This window comes from Streptomyces sp. NPDC005925 (assembly GCF_040638805.1).
Classification (GTDB): Bacteria; Actinomycetota; Actinomycetes; order Streptomycetales; family Streptomycetaceae; genus Streptomyces.
The window spans coordinates 284,013-294,337 of record NZ_JBEXVL010000006.1 but is presented as its reverse complement, the minus strand read 5'-3'; the positions used below and the strand labels follow the sequence as shown (position 1 = coordinate 294,337).

Sequence of the window (10,325 nt, the reverse complement as noted above, 5' to 3'; positions counted from 1 at the left end):
CATCTACACACGCAGGCCCACCCTCTTCCCCCCCCCGCCGCTCTTCCGATCTCGCGCGGCCAGCTCCGCAGGCACGACGCGCCGGCCCTACGGGCCGGAAGCCACCCGGCCGCTCCGCGGCCACCGCTGCTTTGCTGCTCCGCAGCAAAGTGATGAATTTCCTTGCTCCGCAAGGAAATTCATGCGGCGTCACTTCGTGACGCCGGCGGAATTCGCTCCGCGAATTCCCGAAATGCCGCAGCTGCAGGGGGTGGTGCTGGGCTTTCTGCTTTTCCTGACGGGGCGTCGATTCACTCTGTTGTCCTTGAACCAGAATCAACTACCCGTCACATTTTTCAGCAGCAAGTGTTTTTCCACACTCCCACGAGTTAAGCAGTCTCGTCGTCCCAGGGGCGGTCGTCGTTCCGGTCCCAGACTCTGGGTGTGCAGCCGGGCCGGTGAGACAGTTCGCGTGCGACGGCGGCGGTGGCCCGGCCGAGTTCGTGATGGTACGCCGGGACGCGGCGGGAAGTGGGTGGCCCCCTGTCAGCTGATCTTCCGCACGCGAGTGGTGTCCACGTCCAGAGGGAGGCCGTCGGCATTGATCGGGGTGACTTTCGGCACCGCGGTGCCGTGCTGGTCAACCAAGGCGGAGTGGGCCTCCCCAGGGGCGAACGCGTGACGCTCCCCCCACTGCCGGAGGCTGAGGATGACAGTGAAGAGATCGCGGCCGACATCGGTCAGCTCGTACTCCTGTCGGCGACCCGATGGTGCAGGGCGCCGGACGAGGAGTCCGCGAGCGGTGAGCTTGCAGAGACGGTCGGTCAGGATGTTGCGGGCGATACCAGTACGTCGCTGGCCTTGTCGAAGGGGGCCGGGAGGAGAGTGTCCGCACTTCGCGTCACCGACGGCGTCATCGGCAATCCTGCGGCAGCGGACTGTGTGTCCGGGGATGCTTCCTGATGCCATCCGGCAGGCCGGGGCGTCCATTGTCCGCCCGCCCGTGACGGTCCGTTCGCAGTACAGGTCCTCAGTCGCGGGGCAGGAGCGTCCCGAGCGGGCCGAGGTCCAGATTGAGGTCCTGCGGGCGCACACCGTGCTGGTCGCAGAGCTCCCTCATCCGCTGGTCGAGCAGCAGGAGCGTGGTCCCGATCTCCTCGACCTTGTCGTCACTGAGGTCACCCTGTTCGACCCGTCGGATCGCCTGACGCTCCAGCAACTGCCGTAGCAGTTCCACCACGGTCAGGACCAGGGTGACCAGGTCCCGCCCCAACTTCTCGGAGTCCAGATCGAGCCGCGAACCCGAGTCCGTCACAGCGGCCCCCCGTCGGCCCAGGGAGCCGGAACCCGCTCGCTGACCGACGAGAGCAGGGCATGCAGCGACACCCGTACGAGAGGTACGTCGGCGATGGCGATCACCAGGTCCCCGCTGACGACGACACCGGTCGCCAGAACACGGTCCAGCAGATCCACCAGGGGCACCCCGAGGGGGCCGCTCAGGGGCTCCGGGCTGTCCCAGGGCACCACCGCGCGTTCCGGCGTCACGACGACACCTCCCCGACGAAGGAGTACGGCACCCAGGGCCCGGTCAGCTCGATCTGTGTCCCGGTCCGTTCACCCAGCGCCCTCACCAGCGCGGTCAGTTCGTCCACTCGCTGCTCGGCCACGAGGTACGCCGCGTTGAGTACCTGCACCCGGCCGCCGGACGCCGGTAGCGCGGCGTGTGTTCGCAGGCGGCGCGAGGCGGCTGCCAGCTCACACAGTTCGGCGTCCACCGATTCCGCGACGGACAGGGCCTGTTCCCGGCGCCGTTCCCGCCGCTCCTGGACCCCGCGTTTATGGTTCAGGTAGGCGAGCCCCGCACCAGGAGCGGGCGCCTGGCGCGCACCGCTACCAGCGAAGAGATACTCTCCCGCACCGCTTCCCGCGCGGAAGGGTTCTCCTGCACCGTTTCCCCTGGAGAGGGGTTTCCCCGCGCCGCTTTGCCCGAAGGAGGGTTCTCCCGCTCCGTCTCCAGCCCAGAGGGGGTCCCTTTCGTCCGGGGCGGCTGCGGGCGCGTACACCTTTACGCCCCACTCGGTGTGGTGCGCGATGCGCTTGAGGACCTGGCGGAAGCGGTGCGCCTCGTCGTTCACGGCGCGGCAGGCCCGGTCGTCGTCGTGGTAGAGCGTGGCGAGGGGCAGCGGTACGGCGGGCCCCTGTGCGGCCACGGCGGACACGACGTCGTGGTGGGCCCGTGCGTACCGCTCGAGTTCCTGCCGGTCGGAGAGCCGGGACTGCCACACCTCGTTGGTGAAGCCGGCGGCCGGGACGGTCTGGACCACGGCGGTCAGCGGTCCGCAGGGCAGCAGTCGCACCGCCGCACCGCCGGGCATGCCGGGCAGGCCGGTGACATCCGCCGTGTTCGTGGCGCGGGTGCCCCGGCAGACGGCGAACACGTATGTGACACCTGTGCCGGGGGCCTGCGCCGGGGGGGCGGGGTGCGTCATGTCTGCCCGGTCTCCTCGCTGTTGTTCCTGCCGTTGTTGTGTTGCGGGTCCGGGTTGCTGGCCTGGTCCGTCGCCGGTTCGAGGGCCTGGAGGCGTTCCCGCAGCCGGCGGTTCTCGTCCTCCAGGGCGTTGCGTGACGCTCTGGAGCTGAGAGCCGGATCGGTTTCCCACCAGTCGATGCCGGCCTTTTTCGCGGTGTCGACGGATGCCACGAAGAGGCGGAGCCGGATGGTGAGGAGTTCGATGTCCAGGAGGTCGATCTTGATGTCCCCGGCGATGACGATGCCTTTGTCCAGGACGCGTTCGAGGATGTCGGCGAGGTTGGTGGTGGCGGGGCCGTTGGCCGGCTGCCCGTCCCGGCGGAAGTCGAGGTCGGTCACCGCGAGGTCCCCGGCCGGCGCCTGCGAGTTGCGCGTTTCGGAGCGCTCGGTTTCTCAGGTTCCTCCTCTTCCTCTTCCTCTTCGTCTTCCTCTCCGGCTTCGTCGTCCTCTCCGTCCTCGTCTTCCTCTTCGTCTTCCTCCAGTTCGTCGTCCTCGTCTTCCTCTTCGTCTTCCTCGTCCTCGTCCTCGTCTTCGTCTTCGCCCGCTTCCTCTTCGGGCTCCTCTTCGCCCTCCGCCTCTTCGTCCTCTGCTTCTTCGCCGTACTCCTCGTCCTCGCCCTCCGTCTCCTGGCTCTCCTCCGCCTCCTCGCGTTCGACGGCTTCCTCGTGGGTGACCACGACCTCGCCGTCGCGAATCTCTCCGCGCCACCCCTCGGGCTCCTCCTCGGTGAGGGTGACGTGCCGCTGGAAATGCTTGAAGTCCAACCGCGCACGGCGGCCCTGAGCGCGCCAGATGTTGCCCGTCTTCTCGAAGAACCCCGACGGGTAGTACTCCATGACGAGCACGATCCGGGTCAGGTTCGGGGCCAGCTCGTGGAAGCTGATGGCGCCGCGCGTGGTGCCCCTGGCACCCTCCGACGTCCAGACGATCCGGTCGTCGGGTACCTGCTCCTGCACCGTGGCCTTGAAGCTCCGGGAGGAGGGGCCGATCTTGACCTTCCAGTCGCTCTCCTCGTCCTCACTCTTCGAGACGCTCTGGACGCCCTTCATGAAGCTGCTGAACTCGTCGTACTGCGTCCAGGCGTCATAGGCGGTGCGCAGGGGCACACCCACGTCCAGGACCTCGATGATGTTCGTGACCTTCCCGCCGCCGGCTTTGCCGCCGCTCTTGCCGCTTCCACCGCCGAGCACGCTTTTCGCTTTGTCCGCCACTGCGTCTTTGGCTCCCTTGGCCTTTTCCGATACGAAGGCCTTCACCGGGGACTCGCCCTTGAGCACGCGGGAGCCGATAGCGGGCAGCGAGCCGCCGTTCTCGGCCGTGTCGGTCAACTGTCCGGTGAGTTTTTTGAGTCTGCCGCCCGCTTTGTCGGCGAGCTGCTGGACCTGGGCACTGGCGAACTTCGACAGTTCCTCTTTGATACGGCCCACACCCGACTCCGCCGGAGCCGAGGATTCGTCCTTGTCCGTCGTTGCCATGGCTGACTACCTCCGGCGGTCGGTGCGCTTGGATGCCGGCCGCTTCGCTGTCGCAGACTTCGCCGCAGACTTCTTCGCCGCAGACTTCTTGCCGGTGGACTCCTTCGCCGCGGACTTCTTCGCGGTGGACTTCTTCGCCGCCGATGTGCCGGGCGCCGGCTTCTTGGCCGGGGCGGCCTTCTTCGCCGGGGCGGTCCTGGCTGCAGCCTTCTTCGCGGGAGGGGCCTTCTTCGCGGGAGAAGTCTTCTTCGCCGCTGTTTTCCCTGCCGGAGCGGCGGTCTTCCCGGCCGGCTTCCCTTCCGGGGCGGCCTTCCTGGCTGCAGCCTTCCCGGCGGACGACTTCTTTCCCCCGGACCGTTGCGGCGGTGCCGCCTCTTCCTCTTCTTCCTCTTCTTCCTCTTCTTCTTCCTGCCCGGGCTCCTCTTCTTCCTCTTCTTCCTCTTCTTCTTCCTGCCCGGGCTCCTCCTCGTCCTCCTCTTCTTCGTCCTCGTACGCGGCTTCCGGCTCCTGCCCGGCCCCTTCGTACTCCTCCTCGTCCTCGCCCTCCGCGCCCGCCTCCTTGTCCGGCTTCGCGGTGAGCCGGGCCGTCCGGTCGCCGATGGCGTCCGCCAGAGAAGACAGGGAGCGGTTGGCGGCAGCCGTCACCGCCTGGCGGCCCGCGCTGAGGACCTCGCCGCGCAACTGCTCCTGCAACTGGGCCACTTGCGGCACCTCACCCAGCCTGCGCATCCCCTCGGCCGCCAGCCGACGGGGTTCCAGCCCGAACCGGCGCCCCGCCAGATAGCTCGCGACGCTCACAGCCAGCCGGCCCTTCTTCGTCCGGCCCAGTACGTATCCGCCCACCACAGCAGCAGCCAGCGCCGCCTTCGCCTGGTCATCCATGCCTGTCACCTTCCTGTCGTCGGTACCGGCGGGTCTGCGCGGCATACAGCCGGTCGAGCAGCCTCTCCTCTTCCCACTCGAACTCCTCAAGCCCGATACGCCCCTCCTCCAGCTCACGGTTGAGGGCCGCGAGCTGCGCACGGATCACACCGGGGTCGTAGACCTCCCGTTCGGCGGCCTCCTGCAACCGCTCCGCAACCCACACCACCCCCCGGGCCGGCGCGAGGGGGAGCAGCAGCAGTCCGGATACCAGTCCCATCGTCAGCCTCCGCCGACCGGTGTGGCCGGGCCGGGCTCCCCGGTGGGGACGAAGCTGTAGCAGGGCAGCGGGCCCGCGAGGCGGAGCTCGACGTGGTCGCGGTGGGCCGAGGCGAAACGCTCGGCGGTGACGCGGAACCGGTCGCTGTCGGCCCGCGCCACGAGGAAGGACACGTTGAGCGCGCAGCCGGCGACCTCCGGGCCCCCGGCCGTCGCGCGGGACATCGGCGCCAGCTCGCGCAGGGCCCGCCGTCCCGCCTGCCCGGCCCGGCGGGACAGCGCGGACGCCACGGCTTCACCCAGGCGGACACTGGCCTCGTAACCGGGACGCCTGCGGGTTTCCTCGCGCAGCCGCCGTACGGTCGCGTCTCCCGCCACCAGCGCGGCGAGAGAGTCGTGGGCGGGCAGCGCCTTGACGTTCATCTCGATGTGCCCGTCGACCCGGTCCAGAGCGGCCAGATGGCCCGCCTGCGCCGCGGCCAGCCGGGCACGCAGGGTGTCCTCGTCCGGTGCGACCATCCCGAAACGCACCGGCAGTACAGGCCCGCTTTCCGCCAGACGCGTCAAGAGCTCCTGGTGGGCCAGCAGGTCACGGCGCCGGGCACGCAACTGCGCGGGGACGGCACTGACCACCGCCGCCACCGGGCCCGCGCCGACGGTCCGCAGCGGCAGAGGCGGGCCGCCCACGCCTGCCCACTCCCGGGACACCACAGTCTGGGCACGGACAACCGCGTACACGTACAGTCCCGCTTCCCCGGCGCGCACCTCAGGCCTCCGCCCGGCGGCGACGGCTCGCACCACCGCTGCTGCCGGAGACGGGAGCGCGGCGCTTCTTCGGACGCGGACGCTCTTCCGCCTCCTCAACCCCGTCCTCGTCCTCGTCCTCGTCGCCGGCCCCGACCGCCCTGCGTACGGTGTCACCGACCGTCCCTGCGGCCTCACGCACCTTGCGTTTACCGACCGACCGGGCCGCGGAACCACCGAACAGTTCAGGAACGGTGGTACTGCCGGAATCACGTTCGAGATCGAGCCGGTTACACGCCTCGGCGAAACGCAGATAGGTATCGACGCTCGCCACGACTATGCGCGCGTCGATCTTCAGGATCTCGATACCGACCAGGGAGACCCGCACGAACACGTCGATCACCATGCCCCGGTCGAGAATAAGCTCCAGCACGTCGTAGAGCGTGCCGTCACGAGGCGGACACGGAACAACGCCGTCGTAATACGTCGTGGTCGTCATGAAAACCTTCCACCTGTCGGACGGAAATCGGATCACTCGTCGGAAGCACCACGCCGGTAACGACGGACCCGGGTGTATTCCACAAGCTCACAGGCACTGTCGAGGCGTACCTCGTACGAAGCGAGGAGACTTGTGGTGTCCGGGATACGGGGTACCTCACACACATCCACGACGACGCACCAGCCACCGTCGTCGTTATCGGAACGCCGGACCGCGGACACACCCTCGGCCGGGTGACTGATCAGCGCTGCCAGACACTGACACGCAGCACGCGCCGCACCCCCCGGCCCCACCCCCGACCCCCCGCCCGGCGACGAACCCTTCCCCCCACCCCCGGACGACGAGCCCTTCCCAGACACCCTCGACCCACCACCCACACCCACACCACCTTGCTCTCCCATACACACCAGTCTCCCCAAACCAGGACACACCGCACCCCCAGCACACCCATACGCGCAACACACACCACCCCGGGTGCTGCTGCGCGACGGTGCGGGGTGATGCGTCAGCGGCGCTCCAGGGCCCGGGCCTCGGGCGCGCCGCCGATCCAGTCCTGGAACTTGCGGCTCGGACCCAGCCAGCGCCGGTCATGGTGGTAAGCACGCAGTTGGGACTTGGCGCGGGCACGCGGGCGCCGCCGGTAGAAGCGCTTCGCCCAGGGAGACGCGGGGCGGGCCAGCCTGACGGCGCCGAACAGAGCCACGAAGGGAATGATCACTCCGAAAAGCGCCGTACGGGCCTTGCCCTTGAAAAGGGCGGTCAGCGCAAGCACGAAGTTCCCGGCAATCGTGCTCAGCGCCGTCCCGCGGTTCTGCATCTCGTCGTCATTGAGGCCATTGACCCCGAAAGGCGCGAAGCCGAGCAGAAGCAGCCCGGCCAGCGCGGCGGTGAGCACGACCACCTCGACGCTCTTGCGACCGTCCTCGGTCCAGTAGACGTCGTCCAGGTGCAGGATCAGCGCGAACTCGTCCATGACCAGACCCGCGCCCATTCCGAAGATCACGGCGGCGGCGGCCGAGCCGAAGCCGCGCTCACCGCCCGCGACCGCGCAGAAGCCGCCGATCACCGTGAGGATGATCCCGGGGACGACATGGTGGATGTGGACGGAGCCGGTCTCGACGTTGCGGAACGGCCCCTTGCCCGCGCGGATGAGGCGGGTGATGACGCGGGTGACCACAAAGGTGATCACGAAGGCGGTCAGGGCAAGGAGCAGGGGCAGTTTGCCCGGTTCGAGGATGTTGCGCTGCCACCAGTCACCCATGTCCTCAGTGTGTCCGGGACCGTGGTGGGCCGCCTCCTGTGCTCGGCTCCGGCGATGGAGCGGAAGACCGTGGACATCGACGCCCGACGGCACCGGATGCGGCGCCCGACGCCTCTGAGAGCCGGGCGCGGCATGACGAAGAGGCCCGTGCCGGTCTCCCGGCCGCCGTGCCCCTTCTTTGCCACGGTCCGGGATGCGGCTGTGACGGACTGGGCCGATGGCGGCCACATGGCGGTCGTCGTGCTGCGCGAGCCGCGCAGGGAAATGCGGAGGGCTTCGGCCCGGGCGATCCGCTCCCAGCACCCGACACCCGGACGGCTCAGGGATGTGGGCGAAGGTGGGCCCGTATGTGCCGTCCGCGGCGCGCGCCATGTCGGTGTGAATCCACTGGTGGTCCCCGGAGGCGCAGGCGTAGGTGTCGATGAGCTCCTGGGTGACCTCTGTCCAGCCCGAGTGCCCGAGGTCGCGTCCGCCGGGGGCGAGGTTCTCCGGGATACCGTGCGCGGTCAGGGGCACCGAGTGAGCTGGTGGCCCAGGACAGGGCGAACGTCGGCTTGAAGTAGGTCGCGGACGGGCCGATGGTGCAGGCGCCGATGCCGAGGACGATCAGCATGGGGTGGCTGCGCAGGACGCCCCGGGCACGTCGCCCGCCGACCGCGCCGGCCGGTGACGGCGGCGGCCCCCGCTTCGTACGGGACCGGGTCCGGGGTGCGCCGGATCCGCGACGTGCCTGCGTGTCGGGTCACCGGGCGGGGGTGTCCGGGGCGGTCGACGGGTCGAACCCGGAGAGCTCTCCGACGAAGGTTTTGACGTTCCGCAGCGTCCGGCGGGCTGCTCGCACCGGTGACGTTCCACTCCCCGGTCGTGATCATCCATGTCGCCGGGTTGTACCGAACCTATCAACCTGTCCGATTCACGGGCCTGTTGAGGGTGATGCGGAAGTGATCCCGCCAGGTCGGGCCCGTAGGTTCTCTTGCGAGAACCACAGCACGTGCTCATATCATCACACTCACAGTTGGGGCCAACGATCCACTCTGCGTTCAGGCGGGCTGGACGCACGGGATCCGGTGAGGGGACCACATGGCATCGGCGGGGCAGGTGGGGCGTCGCTTCCCCCAACTGGTGGCGGGCAACGCCGTTTCGGCCTACGGCTCCTATCTGAACCTCGTCGCGCTCAACCTCTTCGTGCTGCAGATCACCGGCAACGCGCTCTCCGTCGGGATCTTCCTGATCATCCGCATCGGCTTCGCCTTCCTCGCGGGCTACACCGCCTCACGGGTCGTCGCACATGTCGACCGGCGGTACGTGATGGCCGGCTGCGACCTCGTGCAGGCGCTGTCCCTTCTCGGGTTCGCCCTGCTGCCGGACGGCGGACGCACCGCGGTGCTCTACGGGCTCGCTGCTGTCATGGGCTGGTGCGGCACGCTTTCCGGTGTGGCGTTGCGCAGCAGTGTTCCCGACATCGTCGGGCAGGACCTGCGGATCAAGGCCAACGGTCAGCTGGTGACCGGGCGTTCGGTGGCGATGGTGCTGGGCTTCGCCTCGGCCGGTGTGGTGGTCGCCGCGGCCGGGTACACCTCCGCGTTCCTGGTGGACGCGGCGAGCTTCCTGTTCTCCGCCGTCGCCTATGCGCTGCTGCCGCGCCGGGCCGGGGGCAGGGATGCGGCGCGGCGCACGGCGGCGGAAGGCACCCCCGCCGACGAAGAGACGGGCCGGGGCGCCCGCCGGACCGGAGCGGGCAGGTTGCGGCGGCTGCGGGGCTCCCCGGCCCGGGCAGCCGTGCGCCTTGCACCGGTCGTGGTCTGCCTGGTGGCGGTGCGCGCCGTGGACAACATGGGTTCCGCCTCCCACCAGGTGGGCCTGCCGGTCTACGCCGCCGGGCTGGACCCGGACGGCGCCGCGGCATTCGTCGGCCGCTTCTACGCGGTGTGGGCCGTGGGCTGTCTGCTCGCACACCAGCTCGTGTCCCGGGTGCCCACGGTCGCCCGCTGGGCCGGGTCGCGGGAGAAGGAGGGGGGCTCGGGGGGTGAGCGGGCGTTCGCCGTCGGCACCTGTCTGATGTCCGGGTTCTTCATCCTCGCCTTCGCCGGTCTGCCCCTGCCCACGTTCCTCGCGGTGGCGATCGGCGCGGGGATGGCCGACGGCTTCACCGAGATCGTCTACAACTCCCGTCTCCAGGCACTGCCCGGTGGGCAGCGCGAGCGGGTCCTTGGCCTGGCGTCCATGGCGGAGACCGCGGCCCTCGGGGTGGGCACGCTGGGATGCGCCTCCCTGCTGGACCACTTCGCACCGTTGACCGTGGTGACGCTGGCTCACGGCACCGCCATCCTCCTGGCTCTCGGCCTGCTGGTCCTGCTGGTCACCGTCCCCGGGCTGACCGGCGAAGGACGGCCCGACGTCCGGAGACCGGGCCCCGTGCCGGCCGGCCGCCGTCCGGCGGAGGACACCTCCCGGCCGGCCCGTGACGATGCGGCGGCTCCCGTGGATGTCGACTGATCGCTCCGGCGGGTCGACCGCGACCCGGCCGGCGTCCCGCCGCCCGGTCTTCGCGTGTCAACTCGCCGGTCGCACGGGGCCGGTCCCCGTAGGACGGCGGCACGCACACGCCGCACGTGCCGGCACCGCTCGAGAAGGACGGCGCGCGCCCGTTGGCACGCCGCACCACGGCGCCCGAACAGACCACTCTCGTCAGGAAGG

11 protein-coding genes and 3 pseudogenes are annotated in these 10,325 nt (G+C 69.6%); 1 reads left to right on the top strand and 13 read right to left on the bottom strand.

Annotated elements, in window-relative coordinates:
* Positions 1-525: 525 nt before the first annotated feature.
* The 13 genes and pseudogenes from ABZ354_RS11400 to ABZ354_RS11340 form a co-directional block, all read right to left on the bottom strand.
* Positions 526-843: pseudogene (locus tag ABZ354_RS11400) on the bottom strand (helix-turn-helix domain-containing protein); the annotation flags it as partial.
* 166 nt (positions 844-1,009) lie between these two features.
* Positions 1,010-1,294 carry a gas vesicle protein K gene (locus ABZ354_RS11395; protein ID WP_358655381.1) on the bottom strand — a complete coding sequence of 95 codons (285 nt, stop codon included), beginning with the start codon at positions 1,292-1,294 and terminating at the stop codon, positions 1,010-1,012.
* Positions 1,291-1,524, bottom strand: a complete 234-nt coding sequence (locus ABZ354_RS11390; protein ID WP_358655379.1) for a gas vesicle protein — start codon at positions 1,522-1,524, stop codon at positions 1,291-1,293. Before ABZ354_RS11390 ends, ABZ354_RS11395 begins: the two co-directional genes overlap by 4 nt.
* The gene (locus tag ABZ354_RS11385; RefSeq protein ID WP_358655377.1) at positions 1,521-2,468 is read right to left on the bottom strand and encodes a GvpL/GvpF family gas vesicle protein; all 948 of its coding nucleotides are present in this window, start codon (positions 2,466-2,468) and stop codon (positions 1,521-1,523) included. Before ABZ354_RS11385 ends, ABZ354_RS11390 begins: the two co-directional genes overlap by 4 nt.
* Positions 2,465-2,848 (bottom strand): gas vesicle protein, encoded by a 384-nt coding sequence (locus ABZ354_RS11380; protein ID WP_358655375.1) that lies wholly within the window; start codon positions 2,846-2,848, stop codon positions 2,465-2,467. Before ABZ354_RS11380 ends, ABZ354_RS11385 begins: the two co-directional genes overlap by 4 nt.
* Positions 2,845-3,984: an SRPBCC family protein gene (locus ABZ354_RS11375; RefSeq protein WP_358655373.1), complete on the bottom strand. Its 1,140-nt coding sequence runs from the start codon at positions 3,982-3,984 to the stop codon at positions 2,845-2,847. The genes ABZ354_RS11380 and ABZ354_RS11375 overlap by 4 nt, the downstream gene beginning before the upstream one ends.
* A gap of 6 nt (positions 3,985-3,990) precedes the next feature.
* Positions 3,991-4,866 carry a histone protein gene (locus ABZ354_RS11370; RefSeq protein WP_358655372.1) on the bottom strand — a complete coding sequence of 292 codons (876 nt, stop codon included), beginning with the start codon at positions 4,864-4,866 and terminating at the stop codon, positions 3,991-3,993.
* Positions 4,859-5,125: a gas vesicle protein GvpG gene (locus tag ABZ354_RS11365; RefSeq protein WP_358655370.1), complete on the bottom strand. Its 267-nt coding sequence runs from the start codon at positions 5,123-5,125 to the stop codon at positions 4,859-4,861. The genes ABZ354_RS11370 and ABZ354_RS11365 overlap by 8 nt, the downstream gene beginning before the upstream one ends.
* A 2-nt stretch (positions 5,126-5,127) precedes the next feature.
* Entirely contained in the window at positions 5,128-5,889 is a 762-nt protein-coding gene (locus ABZ354_RS11360; protein ID WP_358655368.1) for a GvpL/GvpF family gas vesicle protein, read from the bottom strand.
* A 1-nt stretch (position 5,890) separates the two neighbouring features.
* Positions 5,891-6,367 (bottom strand): gas vesicle protein GvpJ, encoded by a 477-nt coding sequence (gene gvpJ / locus ABZ354_RS11355; protein ID WP_358655366.1) that lies wholly within the window; start codon positions 6,365-6,367, stop codon positions 5,891-5,893.
* A 32-nt stretch (positions 6,368-6,399) separates the two neighbouring features.
* Positions 6,400-6,657 (bottom strand): annotated as a pseudogene (locus ABZ354_RS11350) (gas vesicle protein); the annotation flags it as partial.
* Between the two features lie 215 nt (positions 6,658-6,872).
* Positions 6,873-7,628 (bottom strand): hypothetical protein, encoded by a 756-nt coding sequence (locus ABZ354_RS11345; protein WP_358655407.1) that lies wholly within the window; start codon positions 7,626-7,628, stop codon positions 6,873-6,875.
* Between the two features lie 339 nt (positions 7,629-7,967).
* Positions 7,968-8,144: pseudogene (locus ABZ354_RS11340) on the bottom strand (MaoC/PaaZ C-terminal domain-containing protein); the annotation flags it as partial.
* Between the two features lie 564 nt (positions 8,145-8,708).
* Here ABZ354_RS11340 and ABZ354_RS11335 point away from each other — a divergent pair.
* On the top strand, positions 8,709-10,124 hold the full coding sequence (locus ABZ354_RS11335) for an MFS transporter (RefSeq protein WP_358655365.1): 1,416 nt from the start codon (positions 8,709-8,711) through the stop codon (positions 10,122-10,124).
* The last annotated feature ends 201 nt before the right edge of the window (positions 10,125-10,325 follow it).

Excerpts from the sequence above, each read along its gene's own strand:
- ABZ354_RS11370 (WP_358655372.1), bottom strand. The coding sequence starts at position 4,866 with ATGGATGACCAGGCGAAGGCGGCGCTGGCTGCTGCTGTGGTGGGCGGA.
- ABZ354_RS11365 (WP_358655370.1), bottom strand. The coding sequence starts at position 5,125 with ATGGGACTGGTATCCGGACTGCTGCTGCTCCCCCTCGCGCCGGCCCGG.
- ABZ354_RS11385 (WP_358655377.1), bottom strand. The coding sequence starts at position 2,468 with ATGACGCACCCCGCCCCCCCGGCGCAGGCCCCCGGCACAGGTGTCACA.
- ABZ354_RS11345 (WP_358655407.1), bottom strand. The coding sequence starts at position 7,628 with ATGGGTGACTGGTGGCAGCGCAACATCCTCGAACCGGGCAAACTGCCC.
- ABZ354_RS11335 (WP_358655365.1), top strand. The coding sequence starts at position 8,709 with ATGGCATCGGCGGGGCAGGTGGGGCGTCGCTTCCCCCAACTGGTGGCG.
- gvpJ (WP_358655366.1), bottom strand. The coding sequence starts at position 6,367 with ATGACGACCACGACGTATTACGACGGCGTTGTTCCGTGTCCGCCTCGT.
- ABZ354_RS11375 (WP_358655373.1), bottom strand. The coding sequence starts at position 3,984 with ATGGCAACGACGGACAAGGACGAATCCTCGGCTCCGGCGGAGTCGGGT.